We start from the raw sequence: 18,681 nt of genomic DNA on the forward strand, positions 1-18,681 counted from the left end.
GTGGCATCCGGCCCCGCGTTACGATCCATGCATCCACAGTCTCACGGCGAACCTGAAATTCTAGTCAAGCCCATGAAAGTCAGCCCAGGCGCCCCCGCAACAGCACGCAGCAGCCTGCCGCCGCAACGCGCGGGCATTCAGTCGGTCGAGGTCGGCTTCAGCTTGCTGGAGTCGCTCTCCACCTCACCCGGCCCGCTGATGCTTCGCGACCTGGCAGCCGCAGCGGGCATGAGTGCGGCCAAGGCACACCGTTATCTCGTCAGTTTTCAGCGGCTGGCACTGGTCGTCCAGGACGAGGCAACCGCCCGATACGACCTCGGCCCGGCTGCGCTCAAGTTAGGACTCGCTTCCCTTTCGAGATTGGACAGCGTGAAGCTGGCCCGTCAGCTCATGCCGCGCCTGATGATGCAAACCGGCCAGACCCTGGCACTGGCGGTCTGGGGCAACCAGGGACCAACCCTCGTCCACTGGGAGGAATCGCCGCAGTCTGTGACGGTCAACCTGCGGCTGGGCGACGTCATGCCGCTGCTGTCGTCCGCCACGGGCTTGTGCTTTGCCGCATTTTTGTCTTCGAACCTGCCCAAGGCCAAAGCCAAACCACAAGGGAGGCTGGCGCTGCTGGTCAGGGCTGAACTGACACGCAACCAGAAGCTGGCGCGAAAAGATGTTCCCGCCACCATGGCCGAGCTGAATGCCTTGCTGGAAGATATCCGCCGCCGCGGCATGGCGCGCGCAGTCAATACCCTGCTGCCCGGCGTAGCCGGCTTCTGTGCGCCGGTGTTCGATGCCGACGGCCATCTCGCGCTCGGCATTGTGGCGCTGGGTTCGCTTGCAACGTTTGATCCGGACTGGGACGGCGCGGTGGCACGGCCGCTGGCCGCCGCCGCCCGGCAACTTTCCGGTGATCTTGGATTCACACAGGCGTGACCGCGTCCACCGACCGCTATCCTTCGGCGCCTCGCTGGCGTGTGCTTGCTGCGCTGGCTGCAGGGGTGCTGGCTGTCCACACGCTGGTGCTGAAATCAGCGCCGGTACGATTCGGCCCCGAGCAAACTGCCGCCTCCCCACGCAGCGAGGCTTTCGCAACGCGCAGCATCGCACCGCCTCCTGCACCGACATCGCTTGCCCCCGCGCCTTCCGCACCGCCCCCAAAGCCCAGGATATTCAAGAAGAAACCCGCCGTAACCCAAGAGAGTCCAGCGCAACACGCTACTGATTTGATAGCAATCTCGCCTCCCGAGGTGGTGACATCCAGCACGCCCCAGGTAGAAAATCCGCAAAGCATGCCCGCACAGGCAACGCCCACAATCGCTGCTGCCAGCGCCCCCGCGACAGTCGACCCAGACCAGTCGGCGGTGACGGCGGTGGCCTTGCCGGAAAGCGCGCGACTGGAATACAAAATGACCGGCAGCGCAAAGGGCTTGAACTACCACGCGGACGCCGAACTGGGATGGCGCTATTCAGGCGACAACTACAGCGCCTCCATGCGCGTCAGCGCATTGTTTTTAGGTTCACGCAGCATGGCAAGCACCGGGCAGGTGGGTCCGGAAGGCTTGGCGCCAACCCGCTTTTCCGACAAATCAAGAAGCGAAGTGGCCGCGCATTTTGAAGCAGACAAGGGGCAGATCACCTTCAGCGCCAATACGCCGACGGTCCCCTGGATCAAGGGTGCACAGGACCGGGTCAGCGTCTTCATCCAGCTGGCTGCCATACTGGCGGGCAACCCGGCCGGCTTTCCGGCGGGCTCCACCATTTCAATTTACACCGTGGGACCGCGGGATGCAGACACCTGGACGTTCCGGGTGGAAGGCGAAGAGAAAATGGTACTTCCCTATGGCGAGCTGAATACGCTCAAACTCACCCGTCAGCCCCGGCGTGAGTTCGATCAGAAAGTGGAACTCTGGTATGCCCCGTCACTGGGGTATCTTCCCGTTCGCAGCAGAATCACCCAGCAGAACGGGGATTTCATTGACCAGCAGCTCAGCGCGATCACCAAGAGCTGAGTTCAACAAACCGGCGTTGTTATGCCGCACGGAGGTGCCCGTTTTATGTGCGGTTTTACACGCACTACGCGCCTTTACCGCATGCTTTCGCACTTAACCCCCCGGGCCCTTGAACTTGGCCTCATCGTTGCTATCTGAAGCTAAAGGACCTACACCATGCAAATGCTTTACGACTCGGAATCTTTTGCTGTCATGCAGATTCACGCCAATGCGCCGGAAGAATCCGCGCCTGTCCCCGCCGTTCCCGAATTGGCCCGGCATGGCTTCGAAATCGTCGACAAGCGTTCGGGCAAGGAGGTCTATCTGGATGGATCCTGGGCTGAAATGTTCCAGCAGCGCCTGAGCGCCTGGGCGCAAAACACTCCCACGCAAGAAGAAATCGAAGACACGCTGGAAGGCTACAGCGGTCTTGCCAACACGCCGATATCGCTTCATTAGAAGTAGAGCCTCCACGGTCTCTCACTTCGTGTAGCTCCTTGCCCCCGAGGGGGCCGCTGTGCCTGCGGTCTGGCGGAGCCAGCCCCGCGGCCCCTTGAAGGAGCGCCCCCCGCTGGGTGTGTCTTTCTGCCCAATCAATCGCCTGGCGGGCTTTCTGCCTGCACCACCAGCGGCGTGAGGTGCAGCCCCAGTGCGCAGCCGATGATCCATTGCCCGAAGTTGCGCAGTGGCGTCCAGCTGGCCGTAGGTCCGCCCAGCATTGACACCACCGCCGTCGCCAGCAAGGGGCCGATCATCCAGGGCAAAGGCGTGCGCAGCGCAATACACAAGAAAGCGGCACCCCAGGCCAGCAACAAGGTCAGGACGACACGTACGGGCGGGGACTGGGCGGCACGGTGGGGCAAGGAAGGCATGGCAGAGCGTAACGGCGCGGAACAGAAGCCGCTGGAAGCGGTAGTATCCATCGATGCGCCACCTCCTCACCCCTCATGCTTTGGCATGCCTTGTCTGCGCCGCCACGGCGGCTTTGGCGGGAGGCTGCGCGGGACGGCCCGAAGCGCCCATCCTGCAGGTGCAGGGCAGCGAAACCGCACAGACATCCACCCGGCTGGAGGCGCTGCTCCCTGCCGACGTCCTGATCCTCGGGGAGCAGCACGACGCCGCTGAGCACCAGACAATCGAGCAGCAGGTGGTCGCCGCCCTGGCGGCCAAAGGGGCGCTGGCTGCCGTAGCCCTTGAGATGGCCGACACGGGTGCAAGTACTTCCGCGCTCAGACCCAGCGCCACCGAGCAGCAGGTGCGCAATGCGCTCAACTGGAACGATAAGGGCTGGCCATGGACAGCCTACGGCCCTGCCGTGATGACCGCGGTGCGCGCCGGTGTCCCCGTGATGGGCGCCAATCTGCCCCGGGCGCAAATGCCGGAAAGCATGGCCGACAATCGGCTTGACGCCCGCTTGCCAGGCCCCGCCCTCAAAGCCCAGCAGCAGTTGATCCGTCTCGGCCACTGCAACCTGTTGCCTGAGGGCCAGATCACGCCCATGACACGTATCCAGATTGCCAAGGACATCACCATGGCCAACACCCTGGGGCAGGCCGTGCTGCCCGGCAAGACAGTGCTGCTGCTGGCCGGAAGCGGCCATGCGAACCGGCAATTGGGCGTACCGTTGCACCTGCCGACGGACATAAAAGCCAAAGTAGTGCGCCTGCTTGCCGGGAACCCCGCGAATGCCGAGAAGGCAGACGCTTTCGACGCCGTGTGGGCAACGGCCCCGTTCCCGGAGACCGACTATTGCGCGGGCCTGCAGAAGCAGCTGGCACCCAAACCCTGAAGAGCCTTTTGGGGCTCGGCTGGCGGGAATCAGGTGTTTTTGCGGATGGCGTCGGCAACCACATTGACGATGCGGTCGATATGTTCTTTTTCGACGATGTAGGGTGGACAGACCACGATGTTGTCAGCCGCCGGCCTCACCAGCACACCGTTGTGGAAGCAGTCCATGAAGATGTCATACGCGCGCTTGCCCGGCACACCCGTCACCGGCGCCAGCTCGACCGCGCCGGCCAGTCCCAGGCTGCGAATACCGATCACATTGGGCAGGCCCTTCAGGCCGCTGTGCATCGCGTCGCCCAATACCTTGCCCATCTGGCCGGCACGTTCATACAGCTGTTCTTCCTTGAACAGCTCCAGCGTCGCAATTGCGGCCGCGCAAGCGACCGGGTGGCCGGAGTAGGTATAGCCGTGAAAGAACTCCACGGCATGCTCGGGCGCACCGGCATTGGCATTCATCATGCCGTCATAGATGCGGTCGGAGCAGATCACACCACCCAGCGGGATGACACCGTTGGTCACGCATTTGGCGAAGTTGAGCATGTCGGGCACCACACCGTAATAGTCTGCCCCGAAACCGGTGCCCAGGCGGCCGAAGCCCGTGATGACTTCATCAAAAATCAGCAGGATGCCGTGCTTGTCGCAAATTTCGCGCAGCCGTTTCAGGTAGCCCTTGGGCGGGAGGTACCATCCGGCGCTTCCTGATACCGGCTCGACGATGACGGCAGCCACGTTGCTCGGGTCGTGCAGCGGCAGGATGCGATTTTCCAGTTCCAGCAGCAGGTCTTCCTGCCACACGGGCTCAGCACCGTTGATGTAGGCATGATTGACCGGGTCATGGATGAAGCGCATGTGGTCCACGCGAGGCAACAGCGCGGCGCCATACACCTTGCGGTTGGCCGGAATGCCGCCCACGCTCATGCCGCCGAAACCAACGCCGTGGTAACCCTTTTCACGGCCGATGAATACATTGCGGTGGCCTTCGCCCCGCGCACGGTGGTAAGCCAGCGCGACCTTCAACGACGTGTCCGCGGCCTCCGAACCCGAATTACAGAACAGCACCTTGTTGAGGTCACCTGGCGCCATGCCAGCAATGATCTCGGCGGCCTTGAAGGCCTGATCGTTGCTGGCCTGGAAAGCGGTCGCGTAGTCCAGCGTATCGAGCTGCTTCTTGATGGCTTCGTTGATGGGCTTTCGGTTGTGGCCGGCGCCCACGCACCACAGGCTGGAAATACCGTCGATCACCTGGCGCCCGTCGTGCGTCGTGAAATGCATGCCGTCTGCGGCCACAAACACGCGCGGGTCTTTTTTGAAGCTGCGGTTGGGCGTGAACGGGAGCCATTGGTGCTCCATGTTGAAATTCTGGTAGGCCATGGTGGTTTCCTGCGTCGAAAGGTGTGAAGCTGGGATAGCAGCGCTTGATCTTGCATTCTGGCACTCTTGCCGCCGCCCTGCACCTTCAATTGCCCGCCGGCCGGGCAGACACAGCCTTCACCTGCGACAATTCACCCCCTATGAATCACGCTTATATCCTGACCCTGTCCTGCCCGGACCGTATGGGCATTGTTCACGCGGTCTCTGGTTTCCTGTTGCAGAACGGCGGCAATATTGAAGAAGCCGCGCAATACAACGACCATGACACCGGACTCTTCTTCATGCGGGTTCAGTTTGCCTGCGACCAGCTGACCCAGGAAGAACTGAAGACGCAACTCGAAGCATTCGCCTCACCTTTCAGCATGAAGTGGAAACTTCACTCGACAGAAGCGGCCATGCGTACCGTGATCATGGTTAGCCGCGACGGCCATTGCCTCAACGACCTGCTGTTTCGCTGGAAGTCCGGCATGGTGCCGCTGGATGTGCGCGCCATCATCAGCAACCACCGTGACTTTTACCAGCTGGCGGCAAGCTACAACGTTCCTTTTCACCACATCCCGGTGACGGCGGCCACCAAGGCGCAGGTCGAAGCAAAGCAACTTGAGATCATCGAGGCAGAGGGTGCCGAACTGGTCGTGCTGGCGCGCTACATGCAAGTGCTCAGCAACGAGATGTGCGGATCACTCTCAGGGCGTGCCATCAACATCCACCACAGCATGCTTCCGAGCTTCAAGGGCGCGAGGCCGTATTACCAGGCGCATGAACGCGGCGTGAAAGTGATCGGTGCGACGGCGCACTATGTCACGGCCGACCTTGATGAAGGCCCGATCATCGAACAGGATGTCACCCGGGTCGACCACAAGGACACCGTCGAGCACCTGACCGCCCGCGGCAAGGACACCGAAAGCCGCGTGCTGGCACGCGCTGTCAAATGGCACAGCGAGCACCGTGTGCTTTTGAACGGCCATAAGACCGTTATTTTTAAATAGATATGAACAAGCCTGATATGAACAAGCCTGCTCGCTCAACAGATAGAAAACACGCATCATCCGCTGTTACCACGGCGTCATGGTGGTTCGGTATCGCGTTTTTGTGTGCCGTTCTGTCTTTGCGGCCCGTCGAAGATGCCGATATCTGGTTTCAACTGCTTGCCGGTCGTTATGCGCTGGAACACGGCGCAGTACCTCATCAGGAGTTTTTTCTCTATACCGCTGCCGGCGCGCCCCAGCTCTTCGGCGGCTGGGGCTTCGGTTTGCTCGCAGAGCTCGCCGTCAGGCTAGGGGGATGGGTCAGCCTGAGTGTCTTTAACGCGGTGCTGTGGGCTGCGACCCTTTGCTTGGGACTATTCGCTGCGCAGCGAGCCGCCAACAACGGCATGCAGGCACGCTACGAGGTTGACCTGAACCAGATGGCGGCCATGGCTTTGGCGCTGCTGATTGTCTACCCCACGTTCCTGCACCGATCCCAGATACGCGCAGAAGTTACGCTCTACCTTTCGTGGATGGCAGCCACGCTCTTGTTTGAAAGCTGCCGCCATCCTGCCCGCATCCGCCGGGCACTGTTCGCCTTTCCCCTGTTGTGTCTAGCGTTGGCGTGGGTTCACACCACGGTGCTGCTGATGCTGCCTCTTTTGGCCGCTTATGCACTCCGCCGATGGCAAGACAGGCATGAGCACGCCATATCCCGCAACGAGGCGGTGTGCTGGGCAATTTGCGGGCTGGCGAGCGTGGCGCTGCCGCTGCTGAACCCCAATGGGGCACAACAGGTGTTTTCGCAGTTTTTTGTCTGGCAAGACATGCAGGATGGAGGCAGTATTGCGGCGGAGAGGATCGCCATACGTGAATACTTGCCGCTATGGGATCCCAGCTCGCGTTTTCTCTGGCCGTCTGCCGCTGTTCTCGCGATGGGCACGGCGGTCTGGTTCCTCACTGCGGGGCCGGCAAGATTGTCCGGCCTTGTTGTCATTGCACCCATGGCCATCATGGCCATACAGCATCGCCGGGGTCTCGGCCTTTGGGCCATGGCCCTTCTGGTCCCCCTGGCAATAAGCCTCCTCACCACATTCAGGCAGGCATCCCAGCGCAAACCAATGCGTTTGCCAATGGGCGCGTTGACCGCTCTCAGCATGCTGGCGATGCTGGTCGCGGTGGTTCCGACAAGGTATTCGGGATGGGGCATGACAGACGTAGGATTGCGTGCCATCGAAGCAGTCAAATTGATTGGACGAGTACTGCCTGACGGGGGGAACATCTGGATGCTCGACACATACGCGCCACAGGTCCCATATCTGCTTGGGGACAAGTACAAGGTCGGCTACGCGGGCCACATGATTTATCGTCATTCTTCGGCAACGACTCATTACGTCAACATACTGAGTGCGGCTGATGGTTGGGAAAAAGAACTATCCACCCATAACGTAAAAGTCATCGGCGTACCTGCTCTGCAGCTTCCGAAAGCCGCGCTTCTACCTCTTGCGACCAGTCTCGCCTTCAATCCGCGCTGGCAACTGATATTCGCGGACTGGCAATTGCTTGTTTTTCTAAAGCGCGGTGCCTCGGAGATCGCGCAACCTCGGGAACAATGGGCGCAAGCCACAGCTTTCGTCGCCGTCGCCCTTGAATTGGCTAACGCGTCGGAAGTCCTTGCACCCGATCCGAAAAAGCGGGCACTGATTGCACGCCTGGAGCAACAGCAGACTGTACTGCGAAGCGTGAAGGACCAGCCCGAGCGGCTGGATTGGGCCGCAATGGACAGAATTGGAAACCCGGCAGGCTCGGCCGGCAAATGAAGTACAGAACATCGGTGATTCCCGTTGGCACATGACATCTGAAAGACCAGAGCGTCATATGACTGCAAGAATCCCACCCATTCAATGCCTGCTGACCTTCGAGGCGCTGGCGCGGCTGCGCAGCGTGACGCAGGCGGCCGAGGAGCTTTGCGTCACGCCCAGCGCGGTCAGTCACCGCGTCAAGCAGCTGGAGCAAATCATCGGCACCAAGCTGTTTGGCCGTGCCGATTTTTCACTGACCACCGAAGGCAGCGAATACCTGGCGCATGTGCGCGAAGGTCTGGCCACACTGCAGAAATTTCCCGGTGCGGCCGGGCAAAGCGCCGCCCCCGGCAAGCGCAAGTTACGGCTGGCGGTCACGCCCACGTTCGCACGCTCCATCCTGATTCCACGCCTGCGCCAGTTCACCGATGCCTATCCTGAAATCGACCTGACGCTGCAGGTGTCCATCCCCCTGCTGGACGTGGTAGCCGAGGATGCCGACCTCATCGTGCGCTTCGGCACAGGCCGCTATGCGGACCTGGAGCACGTCTGCCTCAGCAAGGACGAAGTCGCGCCGCTCGCCTCACCGGCTTTTGTGCGCGAACACGGCCCCTTTGAGGCGGCTGAAGATCTCGAAGGCGAAAGCCTGTTGCGCTCGCCGCTGGAGCCCTGGCGTACGTGGTTTGCCGCCCACAAACTTGATTGGCCCGAACCCACCGACGGCTCCCAGTTCAACGACATCGGCCTGATGTGCGATGCCGCCGCGGCCGGCATGGGCATCGCGTTGATACGTCTCAAGCTGGGCGCGCCCTGGCTGGAGAACGGCTCGCTGGTGCGGCTGGGCAGCAACGAAGTGTTCGCCGGTAATATTCCCAGCCCGCACGCACATTACCTATGCTGGCGCACCGGCACCATGGACCGCTGGGAATGCGCGGCTTTTGCCGACTGGCTGCGCAAAAGCCTGGGTTAGGGCCCCAAGGCATGTTACGAGAAGGCCGCCGTTCGGCGTTGCAAAGCCTTGACGGGGCCCCTGGGCTTTGCGCCTTGCTCAAGGCCTTTGACATGCAACGCATCCTGCGTAAACAAATAGCACTAACAGGTCCTGACGCCGTCCGATAAGTGGTTTTGCGTCCGTACCGGCTCATGCCTATGATGAGCTGGTAGTGACACCGGGTGAGCGCCCGGCCGGCTGCACATAGTCAAAAAAACCAACCTGTTCAACGAGGGAAAATCTTATGAGGAAAAATCAATTGGCCGTCGGAGTGGCCGGCGTCCTGCTCTCCATGCTCGCCCTGTCGTCTGCGGTTCATGCCGAGGGTAAGGCGGCCGCGGCCAAGGCCGTCAAGCCCGGCACCTTCTGCCCCATCCAGGACGCCAAGGAGTGCCAGGCCGCCGTGACGCCCGTGCAAATCCTGTCGCGCTTCAAGGCTGGCAATATGCGTTTCGTTTCCGGCAAGCCGCGCCACCAAAACTATCTCAAGGAAATGAAGGCCACCGCGGACGGCCAGTTCCCACTGGCCAGCGTGGTGTCGTGCATTGATTCGCGCGCACCGGCCGAGATTGTGTTTGACCAGGGCATAGGTGACCTTTTCAACGCACGCGTGGCAGGCAACATCGTCAACGAAGACATCCTGGGCAGCCTGGAATTCGCGCACAAAGTCATGGGCGCCAAACTGCTGGTGGTGATGGGCCACACCAGCTGCGGTGCCATCAAGGGTGCTTGCGACGACGCCCAATTGGGCAACCTGACGGGACTCATCGGCAAGATCAAGCCGGCCGCGAACCTGGTGTCCGCCGACATCAAGGATCGCACGTCCAAGAACTATGCCTTTGTCGAGATGGTGGCGGAGAGCAATGTGCATCTCACAGTGGAAACGATTCGCGAGAAGAGCCCCATCCTGCGCGAAATGGAGCAAAAGGGAGAAATCCTGATCGTGGGGGCCATGTACGACGTGAAGACGGGCAAGGTCAAGTTTTACGACACGCCCGGCGCCAGCAAGGCTCCGGGAACGAAGTCCTGAATCTCTTCCCGTTTTGGACGGATTCTGGCGGCCGGCATTTCACACCCGGCATTAAATTTCTTCAACCCGGCCGCCGCCGCTTGCCCTACAGTCTGGTTTCAACCCCGGAGCCAGACAGCCCATGAACACCCCCGCCTCGCTCGAACAGCAAAGCCAGCTTGAACGCTCGGAGCGGCAGTCGCAGGTCGTGCGCGCGCTGCAGGCGGTGTTGCCGGCCCATGCCCTGCTGTGGAACAACGAAGACACCACACCTTACGAGTGCGACGGCCTGACCGCCTACCGCCAGCGGCCGCTGGTTGTGGCTTTGCCCGAGACCTATGACCAGGTGCAGGCCGTGCTCAAGAGCTGCCATGCGCTGGAAGTACCAGTGGTTGCGCGCGGCGCCGGCACAGGGCTTTCCGGCGGTGCCATGCCGCACAAGCTGGGCGTCACGCTATCGCTGACCAAGTTCAACAAGATTCTCAAGCTCGACGCCGCCAGCCGCACGGCCGTGGTGCAAGGCGGCGTGCGCAACCTTGCGATCTCCGAGGCGGCCGCGCCGCTGGGTCTTTATTACGCGCCCGACCCTTCCAGCCAGATCGCCTGCACCATAGGCGGCAACGTGGCCGAGAACTCGGGCGGCGTGCACTGCCTCAAGTACGGGCTGACGGTACACAACGTGCTCAAGGTCAGAGGCTTCACAATCGAAGGCGAAGAGGTCGAGTTCGGCAGCGACGCGCTGGATGCCGCTGGCTACGATCTGCTGAGCGTCATCATCGGAAGCGAAGGCATGCTGGCCGTCACGACCGAAGTGACCGTCAAGCTGGTGCCCAGGCCGATTCTTGCACGCTGCATCATGGCCAGCTTTGACGACTTGCGCAAAGCCGGCGATGCCGTTGCCGCGGTGATTGCAGCCGGCATCATTCCCGCCGGGCTGGAGATGATGGACAAGCCCATGACGGCCGCGGTGGAAGACTTTGTGCATGCGGGCTACGACCTGAGCGCGGTCGCGATTTTGCTGTGCGAAAGCGACGGCACGCCAGAGGAAGTTGAAGAAGAAATCGGCCACATGACCGACGTGCTGCGCCGCTGTGGCGCCACGGCCATTGCGGTGAGCCAGGACGAGGCTGAACGCCTGCGCTTCTGGAGTGGCCGAAAAAACGCCTTCCCCGCATCGGGACGCATCAGCCCCGACTACATGTGCATGGACTCCACCATCCCGCGCAAGCGGCTGGCCGACATCCTGCTGGCTATCGCAGAGATGGAAAAGAAATACCAGCTGCGCTGCGCCAACGTATTCCACGCGGGCGACGGCAACCTGCACCCCTTGATCCTGTTTGATGCCAACGACCCCGATCAATTGCACCGCTGCGAACTCTTCGGTGCAGACATTCTGGAAACCAGTGTCGCGATGGGCGGCACCGTGACGGGCGAACACGGCGTGGGCGTGGAAAAGCTCAACTCCATGTGCGTGCAGTTCTCCGCCGAGGAAAACGGGCAGATGTTCGGTGTCAAACGCGCGTTCGACAGCAAAGGCCTGCTCAACCCGGGCAAGGTGATCCCAACGCTGAACCGCTGCGCCGAATACGGAAAAATGCTGGTTCGGGGCGGGCAGATCAAGTATCCCGATTTACCGCGCTTTTAGGCGAAAAGAGCAACCGCATGGCGACCTCGTAGACTGCGCGGACAACCCCACGGCCCAAAAAATGCATACGACGCTGTCCAGCAGTGTTTCCACCATGCGCCGCCAGGTCTCCCGTGGCCTGGCAGGCGCCTTGCTGGCGTTCGTTTCGCCGTGGGGCTGGTGCCTCGAGGTGGGGCAGTCACTGCCCCACCTCGAGCCCTTCGACAAGGCCATGCTGGAGGTCATGAAGAAACACGATGTCCCGGGCGCCAGCCTGGTCGTGGCCAAGGACGGCAAGCTGCTCCTTGCCAAAGGCTACGGTTATGCCGACAGGGACAAGCAGGAAGCCATGACGCCGCAAACCCTGTTCCGCATGGGAAGCATCAACAAGACCTTGACGGCGGTCATGGTGCTCAAGCTGGCAGAGGATGGAAAGCTGAAACTGGACGACCCGGTGCTGCCCTTCTTCGAGAAAGCCGGGATAGCGCCCGCCGCCCCCGCTGACCTGCGCGTCAGGGACATCAGCATCCGGCACCTGCTTCAGCATTCAGGCGGGTTCGATCGGGAGCGCTCTGGTGATCCGTTTTTTCAGCCCCGGCTCAGGGACGTTGCCCGCCGGCAAGGCGTTGCGCCCGTTACCTGCGATGCGATCATCCGGGATTCCCTGCAGGACAAGCTGGATTTCACACCCGGCGAGCGCTTCGCCTATTCCAATACCGGTTACTGCATGCTCGGAAGGGTTGTGGAAATCGTCACCGGCGAATCCTACCGCGCCTTCAGCAGCCGGGAGTTTCTGAGGCCGTCCACCGGCAAAGGCTTTCAGGCTGCAAGCAACACCGAGAGCCGGCAGGGCGAGACGAAGTACTACGCGTATCCCGGAGAACCGCTGCAGCGGGGCGCACCGGGTGTTACGAACGCGAATGTACCCAGTCCTTACGGCTCCTACTCCATCGAAAACATGGACGCACTGGGCGCCTGGATTGCAACGCCAACAGATGTGCTGAAGTTTTTCCTGGCGATCGACGGCGCACGGGGAAAACGCCTTCTGAATGAGGAGTCATTGCAAACCATGCGCAGCGAGCCGATGCTGGAAAAAGACGGCAATCCGCGCAGCTTTTATGCGGCAGGCATCCACGTCGTCAGGAGTGACAAGGGCGATAACTGGTGGCACACAGGCAGCCAGCCGGGCCTGCAGACCCTGGCACTTCGGACCCGGCAAGGCTATGCATGGGTAGTGGCCTTCAATTCCAGGCCGGACCCATCCGGGCGCCGCGCCTTCTTCAAAGACATCGACCAGGCCCTGTGGGGCGCGGCGAATGCGGTGCGGGAGTGGCCGCAAGGGGATCTTTTTGCCAGTCCTTGAACTTTCCAGGGTGGGTCTTGCCATGACCACTCCGGCAATTCCGTTCGACCCCATCGCTTCGAGAGTGCGCTCATCTCCCGTGGAAACCATGCCATGACAGCGTTGCGGGGTTTGGCCTGGTTACTCGTCTTTCAGTCCGCTGGGGAACTTCTTTCTCACGGCTTTTCCCTGCCGTTTCCTGGCCCCGTGATTGGCATGGTTCTGCTTCTGCTGGGCCTCCAGTCAGATACGGTGCGCACCCCTGTGGCAGTGTGCGCAGACTTCCTGCTTTCGCACCTTTCGTTACTCTTTGTACCTGTCGGCGTCGGGGTGATGACCCATCTTTCACTGGTCAGCCAGTACGGCGCACGCATGTTGCTGGTCGTGGTGGCGTCCACTTTGGCGGGTTTGCTCGTGACCGTACTGATGCTGCACCTGCTGCGGGACCGCAGCGACACCCCTCCCCAGGAGCCTCCACATGCCTAAATTTGTGGAGTTATGGGTCTACCTGTCGGCCACACCCCTGTTTGGCTTGACCGCGACGCTGGTGGTGTATGTGCTCGCGCAAGCCGTTTACGCTCGTCTCGGACAAGCGCCCTGGGCCAATCCTGTGTTGTGGACGGTTGTCTGCCTGGCCGGCACCCTGCTGGCCACCGGCGTGCCTTACCCCACCTATTTTGCGGGCGCCCAGTTCATCCATTTCCTGCTCGGCCCTGCGGTGGTGGCACTGGCATGGCCACTGTGGTTGCGGCGCGAAGAACTGCGCAGGCGCTGGGGCCGGCTGCTGCTTGCGGCCCTGGCCGGCGGTGCCGCGGCCAGCGGGTCGGCATTGTTGCTGGGATGGGCCGTAGGCTTGCCCATCGAAGTTACCCTGTCGCTAGCGCCCAAGTCTGTCACCGCACCGGTCGCCATGGGTATTGCGGAAAGGATCGGCGGAATCCCTGCGCTGGCGGCAGTGTTTGCGGTGGTCACCGGCCTCGTCGGTGCGCTCAGCGGCAAATACCTGTTTGACGCCTTGCGAATTCCCGTGGACGCTGCGGGCTGGGCCGCGCGTGGTTTTGCGCTGGGCACGGCATCTCACGGGCTGGGCGCCGCGAGAGCCTTGCAGGTCAATGCCGACGCGGGCGCTTACGCCGGGTTGGCGCTGGGCCTGCAGGTGGTTCTGGCGTCTGCACTGATACCGCTGGCGTTCCGGTGGCTGTAGTAGCCCGAACCGCAAACACGAAAACTCCGCATCACCTTCCTGCCGCGAGCAGCAGGGAAGTGATGTGGAGGTTTCGGTAGCGCGTCAGAAATGCGCCTGTTGTTGCTTTAAGTCTCCTACACCGCCTGCAAACCTGGTTTGACCACGCTCGCCGGCTTGGCCGCAGCCAGCGCACCGAACAGGATCTCGCCTGAAAGCTGGCCGCCTTCTTCAATCACCAGCTTGCCGTAGCGGATGATGCCCGTGACTTTTCCTGTCGAGTAAATCACCAGTTTCTGCCGCACTGTAAGGTTGCCGTTGAATTCGCCACGGATTTCCGCCACATCGATTTCTGCGGAGCCCTTGAACGCACCCTGCTCGGCAATCTGGATCACTCGCGAATCCATGGTGGCTTCCACCAGGCCTTCGACCACCAGCGTATCGCAGTCCGTGATCTCCACGCCCTTGAGTTTGATGTTCGGGCCGACCGTCAACTTGCTGCCGCCTTCTTTTACCGTGCCGACAGGTGCTTCATTGACCGCCTTGGCGGTGTTTTGCTGGTTCACATTTGTGGACGACGCTCCCGACTGCAGCGCGCCGGAAGCACTGGAAGTGCCCGTGGTCCCATAGCCATTTCCCGGGCCATGACGCAAGCCCGTTGGTGTCTCGTTTTCTCGCTTGCCAAAGAACGGTGTTGCCATTGTGAGTTCCTTCAAAAAGAACGCATGGTACGTCTGCAGAAAATTAAAAGCTTCAGCTGTATGCAAGATAGGTAACGAAATTAATTCTTACATTCCCTTGTTTGCATTCGCCCTGCGGCAATAACAACAGGCTCCATGTGCGCCTATGTGCGGCTGGCGATACATAAGGGAAACTCCGTCCAATTGGCACCCGAAACCTGCCCGCTTTGTATCGGTACGATGATTTTTTGACGTGGCATTGGCCGCAGTTCGCAGTGCCGATCTTCCCCTGTCGAAATGTCTCAAACCTCAGATACTGGTCGCGTGTAGCATGTCGGATACCATGACCGCAGACAGTGAACTTCACGCCTTCGCACTTTTTGGCACTGCCGTTGGGCAGTGCGCGCTGGTGTGGAACGCACACGGGATTGCAGCCGTGCGGCTGCCCGAAACATCGGAGAGCCGCATGCTGTCCCGTTTGCACAGGGAGTTTGCGCAGCTGGCTCCTGCCACGCCGCCGCACGACATGCAATTGGCCATACATGCCATGACAGCCCTGCTGGCGGGTGAGGCCCGTGACTTGCGCTTTTGCACACTGGACCTGCGTCACGTCCCCTCTTTCAACCGCCGGGTGTACGCGATTGCGCAGGAGATTCTTCCAGGCAAGACCCGCACGTACGGCGACATCGCCACCGAGCTTGGCGAACCCGGCTCAGCGCGTGCCGTGGGTCAGGCGCTGGGGCACAATCCGTTTCCCATCGTCGTGCCCTGTCACCGCGTTCTGGCGGCTGGCGCGCAGTCGGGCGGCTTTTCCGCGCCTGGCGGCGTCTCGACCAAGCTGCGCATGCTACTGATTGAAGGTGCCGAGATCGGCGGCGCACCCGGTCTGTTTGACCGTGAGCCGCCGCCCTCCACGTCATAGTCATTGAACAAACGCCCATCACCACGAAACTCACCCACCCATGCCGCACACCTCTACAGAGAAAACGCCCGCGATTCGTCTCTATTCAGCCCGCCTCAGCATGTTCGGCGCCAAGGTGCAGATCGCTGCGTTTGAAAAAGGCATACCGCTCGATATCGTCATGGTGCCCTTCACGCAGACCGAGGGCTACTCACCCAAGCACCCGGAGGTCGTGCGAATCAACCCAAAAAAGCAGGTGCCCGTACTGATCAACGGCGACCTGGAGCTGTTTGACTCGACGCAGATCCTGGAATACCTTGAAGACCTGCAGCCCCAGCCCGCGCTGTGGCCGGCCGGCATCGCCGCCCGCGCCCGCGCGCGCCAGATGGAGCACATGTCGGACGAGGTTTACTTTCCTCACATCATCCGGCTCATGGGCCTGCAGCACAGCCTGGACGATCCGCAAGCGGTCGCCGCGATTGATAGTGCGCGGGCCTTCTACACGCGGCTTGAAAATCTCCTGCAAGGGCGGGAGTTCGTGATGGAGAGCTTCTCATTTGCCGATATCGCCCTGTACGTGGCGATGCTGTTTGGCGAACGTCTGGGCGCGCCTCTCACACCGGCCACACCGTTGCTGCTGGCATGGCGCGACAGGATGAGTGCGCGGCCTTCGGTGCAGAGCGCGGTGATCCCCATGGCGAAATACCTGTTGTCGGACGGCAGGCCTTTGCCTGCCTTCATGGCCGAAATGCTGCAAGTGGCCTGACACCAGGACCCACACCCGACGTGGGTGCTCGGGGAAAACCGAGCAAAGACCGGCGCTTTGGCGCAAACTGGCGAGCTGGCCGTGCAAACAAATCCAACAAGCGCGGACCGGCAAAAAAGGAGTTCGCCATGCCCCGCCACACCCCTATCGAGCGTTATCGCAATATCGGTATCAGCGCGCACATTGATGCCGGCAAGACCACCACGACCGAACGCATCCTGTTCTACACAGGTGTGAACTACAAGATCGGCGAAGTCCATGAAGGTACGGCCACCATGGACTGGATGGAGCAGGAGCAGGAGCGCGGCATCACCATCACCTCGGCAGCGACCACCGCCTTCTGGAAAGGCATGGCCGGCAACTACCCCGAGCACCGCATCAACATCATCGACACGCCCGGCCACGTGGACTTCACCATCGAGGTGGAGCGCTCCATGCGCGTGCTCGACGGCGCGGTGATGGTGTATGACGCCGTGGGCGGCGTGCAGCCGCAGTCAGAAACCGTCTGGCGCCAGGCCAACAAATACAAGGTGCCGCGCCTGGCTTTCGTCAACAAGATGGACCGCGTGGGCGCGGACTTTTTCCGCGTGCAGCGCCAGATCAGCGAACGTCTCAAAGGCGTGGCTGTGCCGGTGCAGATTCCGGTCGGCGCTGAGGACCACTTCCAGGGCGTCGTCGACCTCGTCAAGATGAAGGCCATCATCTGGGACGACACCAGCCAGGGCCTGCATTTCGAGTATGGCGACATTCCGGCAGACCTGGTGGAGACCGCCAACGAGTGGCGCACCAAGATGATTGAGGCGGCCGCTGAAGCCAATGACGATTTGCTCAACAAATACCTGGCGGGCGAGCCGCTGAGCGAGGACGAAATAAAACAGGGACTGCGCCAGCGAACCATGGCCAACGAGATCGTGCCCATGCTCTGCGGCAGTGCCTTCAAGAACAAGGGCGTGCAAGCCATGCTGGATGCGGTGATCGACTATATGCCGTCACCGGCGGATGTGCCCGCTATCCTGGGCCACACCGAGGACGACGGCGAGGCCGAGCGCCACCCCAAAGACGATGAGCCCTTCTCGGCACTGGCTTTCAAGATCATGACCGACCCCTATGTCGGACAGCTGATTTTCTTTCGCGTGTACTCGGGCGTGATCAAAGCCGGTGACACGGTCTACAACCCTGTCAAGGGCAAGCGCGAGCGCCTGGGCCGCATTCTGCAGATGCACGCCAATGAGCGCAACGAGGTCAAGGAAGTGTGCGCAGGCGACATCGCCGCCGCCGTGGGCCTGAAAGAAGCCACTACCGGCGACACGCTGTGTGACCCGGCCCACGTGATCATCCTGGAGAAAATGGTATTCCCCGAGCCTGTCATTTCACAAGCCGTGGAGCCCAAGACCCAGGCCGACCAGGAAAAGATGGGCATTGCGCTGAACCGCCTCGCGCAGGAGGACCCATCATTTCGTGTGCACACCGACGAAGAGTCTGGCCAGACCATCATCTCGGGCATGGGCGAGCTGCACCTGGAGATATTGGTGGACCGCATGAAGCGCGAGTTCAGCGTGGAAGCCAATGTGGGCAAGCCACAGGTGGCCTACCGGGAGACGATCCGGCAGGCGGTGAACGATGTTGAAGGCAAGTTCATCAAGCAGTCGGGCGGGCGCGGGCAGTACGGGCACGCCGTGCTCAACCTGGAGCCGCAGCCTTCAGGCAAAGGCTATGAGTTCGTCGACGCCATCAAGGGCGGCGTGATTCCGCGCGAATACATTCCGGCCGTCAACAAAGGCATTGTGGAAACGCTCAAGGCCGGCGTGCTGGCGGGCTACCCGGTGGTCGACGTCAAGGCCACGCTGGTGTTCGGCTCCTACCATGATGTCGATTCGAACGAAAACGCCTTTCGCATGGCCGGCTCGCTCGCCTTCAAGGAAGCCATGCGCCGCGCCAAGCCGGTGCTGCTGGAGCCCGTGATGGCGGTCGAGGTTGAAATGCCCGAAGACTTCATGGGCAATGTGATGGGCGACCTCTCATCGCGGCGCGGCATGGTGCAAGGCATGGAAGACATTGCGGGCGGCGGCGGCAAGCTGGTGCGCGCCGAGGTGCCGCTGTCGGAAATGTTCGGCTACTCGACCACCTTGCGCTCACTCACGCAGGGCCGCGCGACCTACACCATGGAGTTCAAGCGCTATGCCGAGGCGCCGGCTGATGTGGCCGCAGCCATCATGCGCGGCAAGGGCGCGTAGCTCCGCGCATGAAGCTCTAACAATTTCACCAGCCTGCTTT

General features: G+C 61.4%; 17 protein-coding genes and 1 pseudogene. 15 read left to right on the forward strand and 3 right to left on the reverse strand.

Annotated elements, in window-relative coordinates:
• Positions 1-114 precede the first annotated feature (114 nt).
• From AC1DWQ_RS05605 to AC1DWQ_RS05615, 3 genes are all read left to right on the forward strand, one after another.
• Entirely contained in the window at positions 115-927 is an 813-nt protein-coding gene (locus AC1DWQ_RS05605; protein WP_477668934.1) for an IclR family transcriptional regulator, read from the forward strand.
• A gap of 356 nt (positions 928-1,283) precedes the next feature.
• Positions 1,284-2,003, forward strand: coding sequence for a DUF3108 domain-containing protein (locus AC1DWQ_RS05610; RefSeq protein WP_477668736.1), 720 nt, complete (start codon positions 1,284-1,286; stop codon positions 2,001-2,003).
• Positions 2,004-2,159: 156 nt separating this feature from the next.
• Positions 2,160-2,441: a BTH_I0359 family protein gene (locus tag AC1DWQ_RS05615; RefSeq protein ID WP_477656579.1), complete on the forward strand. Its 282-nt coding sequence runs from the start codon at positions 2,160-2,162 to the stop codon at positions 2,439-2,441.
• 161 nt (positions 2,442-2,602) lie between these two features.
• On the opposite strand, the pseudogene AC1DWQ_RS05620 reads toward AC1DWQ_RS05615, so the two are convergent.
• Positions 2,603-2,854, reverse strand: a pseudogene (locus AC1DWQ_RS05620) (AbrB family transcriptional regulator); the annotation flags it as partial.
• 53 nt (positions 2,855-2,907) lie between these two features.
• Between AC1DWQ_RS05620 and AC1DWQ_RS05625 the strand changes: the two are divergent.
• The gene (locus AC1DWQ_RS05625) at positions 2,908-3,771 is read left to right on the forward strand and encodes a ChaN family lipoprotein (protein ID WP_477668737.1); all 864 of its coding nucleotides are present in this window, start codon (positions 2,908-2,910) and stop codon (positions 3,769-3,771) included.
• 29 nt (positions 3,772-3,800) lie between these two features.
• Here the strand turns inward: AC1DWQ_RS05625 and aptA are convergent, their stop codons facing one another.
• Positions 3,801-5,141: an omega-aminotransferase AptA gene (aptA, locus tag AC1DWQ_RS05630; RefSeq protein WP_477668738.1), complete on the reverse strand. Its 1,341-nt coding sequence runs from the start codon at positions 5,139-5,141 to the stop codon at positions 3,801-3,803.
• A 140-nt stretch (positions 5,142-5,281) separates the two neighbouring features.
• Here aptA and purU point away from each other — a divergent pair, with 140 nt between their 5' ends.
• The 8 genes from purU to AC1DWQ_RS05670 all read left to right on the forward strand — a co-directional run bounded on the left by purU (position 5,282) and on the right by AC1DWQ_RS05670 (position 14,081).
• Positions 5,282-6,130 carry a formyltetrahydrofolate deformylase gene (purU, locus tag AC1DWQ_RS05635; RefSeq protein WP_477668739.1) on the forward strand — a complete coding sequence of 283 codons (849 nt, stop codon included), beginning with the start codon at positions 5,282-5,284 and terminating at the stop codon, positions 6,128-6,130.
• Between the two features lie 2 nt (positions 6,131-6,132).
• Positions 6,133-7,929, forward strand: a complete 1,797-nt coding sequence (locus AC1DWQ_RS05640) for a hypothetical protein (protein WP_477668740.1) — start codon at positions 6,133-6,135, stop codon at positions 7,927-7,929.
• Positions 7,930-7,987: 58 nt separating this feature from the next.
• Entirely contained in the window at positions 7,988-8,881 is an 894-nt protein-coding gene (locus AC1DWQ_RS05645) for a LysR substrate-binding domain-containing protein (protein ID WP_477668741.1), read from the forward strand.
• Positions 8,882-9,146: 265 nt separating this feature from the next.
• Positions 9,147-9,932, forward strand: a complete 786-nt coding sequence (locus AC1DWQ_RS05650; protein ID WP_477668742.1) for a carbonic anhydrase family protein — start codon at positions 9,147-9,149, stop codon at positions 9,930-9,932.
• A 121-nt stretch (positions 9,933-10,053) separates the two neighbouring features.
• On the forward strand, positions 10,054-11,556 hold the full coding sequence (locus AC1DWQ_RS05655; RefSeq protein ID WP_477668743.1) for an FAD-linked oxidase C-terminal domain-containing protein: 1,503 nt from the start codon (positions 10,054-10,056) through the stop codon (positions 11,554-11,556).
• Between the two features lie 61 nt (positions 11,557-11,617).
• Positions 11,618-12,898 carry a serine hydrolase domain-containing protein gene (locus tag AC1DWQ_RS05660; RefSeq protein WP_477668744.1) on the forward strand — a complete coding sequence of 427 codons (1,281 nt, stop codon included), beginning with the start codon at positions 11,618-11,620 and terminating at the stop codon, positions 12,896-12,898.
• A gap of 93 nt (positions 12,899-12,991) precedes the next feature.
• The gene (locus AC1DWQ_RS05665) at positions 12,992-13,363 is read left to right on the forward strand and encodes a CidA/LrgA family protein (protein WP_477668745.1); all 372 of its coding nucleotides are present in this window, start codon (positions 12,992-12,994) and stop codon (positions 13,361-13,363) included.
• A complete protein-coding gene (locus tag AC1DWQ_RS05670) occupies positions 13,356-14,081 on the forward strand; it encodes an LrgB family protein (RefSeq protein ID WP_477668746.1) in 726 nt (241 codons plus the stop codon). The genes AC1DWQ_RS05665 and AC1DWQ_RS05670 overlap by 8 nt, the downstream gene beginning before the upstream one ends.
• A gap of 116 nt (positions 14,082-14,197) precedes the next feature.
• Here the strand turns inward: AC1DWQ_RS05670 and AC1DWQ_RS05675 are convergent, their stop codons facing one another.
• A complete protein-coding gene (locus AC1DWQ_RS05675) occupies positions 14,198-14,761 on the reverse strand; it encodes a bactofilin family protein (RefSeq protein ID WP_477668747.1) in 564 nt (187 codons plus the stop codon).
• 322 nt (positions 14,762-15,083) lie between these two features.
• Between AC1DWQ_RS05675 and AC1DWQ_RS05680 the strand changes: the two genes are divergently transcribed.
• The 3 genes from AC1DWQ_RS05680 (at position 15,084) to fusA (ending at position 18,641) form a co-directional block, all read left to right on the forward strand.
• The gene (locus AC1DWQ_RS05680; RefSeq protein ID WP_477668748.1) at positions 15,084-15,662 is read left to right on the forward strand and encodes a methylated-DNA--[protein]-cysteine S-methyltransferase; all 579 of its coding nucleotides are present in this window, start codon (positions 15,084-15,086) and stop codon (positions 15,660-15,662) included.
• A gap of 40 nt (positions 15,663-15,702) precedes the next feature.
• The gene (locus AC1DWQ_RS05685) at positions 15,703-16,407 is read left to right on the forward strand and encodes a glutathione S-transferase family protein (protein WP_477668749.1); all 705 of its coding nucleotides are present in this window, start codon (positions 15,703-15,705) and stop codon (positions 16,405-16,407) included.
• Between the two features lie 128 nt (positions 16,408-16,535).
• Entirely contained in the window at positions 16,536-18,641 is a 2,106-nt protein-coding gene (gene fusA, locus AC1DWQ_RS05690; protein ID WP_477668750.1) for an elongation factor G, read from the forward strand.
• The last annotated feature ends 40 nt before the right edge of the window (positions 18,642-18,681 follow it).

The organism is Polaromonas sp. P2_G11 (genome assembly GCF_056403595.1).

Bases quoted from the DNA above. Each gene is read 5' to 3' on its own strand.
- fusA (WP_477668750.1), top strand. From the start codon at position 16,536: ATGCCCCGCCACACCCCTATCGAGCGTTATCGCAATATCGGTATCAGC.
- AC1DWQ_RS05680 (WP_477668748.1), top strand. From the start codon at position 15,084: ATGACCGCAGACAGTGAACTTCACGCCTTCGCACTTTTTGGCACTGCC.
- AC1DWQ_RS05685 (WP_477668749.1), top strand. From the start codon at position 15,703: ATGCCGCACACCTCTACAGAGAAAACGCCCGCGATTCGTCTCTATTCA.
- AC1DWQ_RS05615 (WP_477656579.1), top strand. From the start codon at position 2,160: ATGCAAATGCTTTACGACTCGGAATCTTTTGCTGTCATGCAGATTCAC.
- AC1DWQ_RS05625 (WP_477668737.1), top strand. From the start codon at position 2,908: ATGCGCCACCTCCTCACCCCTCATGCTTTGGCATGCCTTGTCTGCGCC.
- AC1DWQ_RS05650 (WP_477668742.1), top strand. From the start codon at position 9,147: ATGAGGAAAAATCAATTGGCCGTCGGAGTGGCCGGCGTCCTGCTCTCC.
- aptA (WP_477668738.1), bottom strand. From the start codon at position 5,141: ATGGCCTACCAGAATTTCAACATGGAGCACCAATGGCTCCCGTTCACG.
- AC1DWQ_RS05665 (WP_477668745.1), top strand. From the start codon at position 12,992: ATGACAGCGTTGCGGGGTTTGGCCTGGTTACTCGTCTTTCAGTCCGCT.
- AC1DWQ_RS05670 (WP_477668746.1), top strand. From the start codon at position 13,356: ATGCCTAAATTTGTGGAGTTATGGGTCTACCTGTCGGCCACACCCCTG.
- AC1DWQ_RS05610 (WP_477668736.1), top strand. From the start codon at position 1,284: ATGCCCGCACAGGCAACGCCCACAATCGCTGCTGCCAGCGCCCCCGCG.
- AC1DWQ_RS05640 (WP_477668740.1), top strand. From the start codon at position 6,133: ATGAACAAGCCTGATATGAACAAGCCTGCTCGCTCAACAGATAGAAAA.
- AC1DWQ_RS05655 (WP_477668743.1), top strand. From the start codon at position 10,054: ATGAACACCCCCGCCTCGCTCGAACAGCAAAGCCAGCTTGAACGCTCG.
- AC1DWQ_RS05660 (WP_477668744.1), top strand. From the start codon at position 11,618: ATGCATACGACGCTGTCCAGCAGTGTTTCCACCATGCGCCGCCAGGTC.
- AC1DWQ_RS05675 (WP_477668747.1), bottom strand. From the start codon at position 14,761: ATGGCAACACCGTTCTTTGGCAAGCGAGAAAACGAGACACCAACGGGC.
- purU (WP_477668739.1), top strand. From the start codon at position 5,282: ATGAATCACGCTTATATCCTGACCCTGTCCTGCCCGGACCGTATGGGC.
- AC1DWQ_RS05645 (WP_477668741.1), top strand. From the start codon at position 7,988: ATGACTGCAAGAATCCCACCCATTCAATGCCTGCTGACCTTCGAGGCG.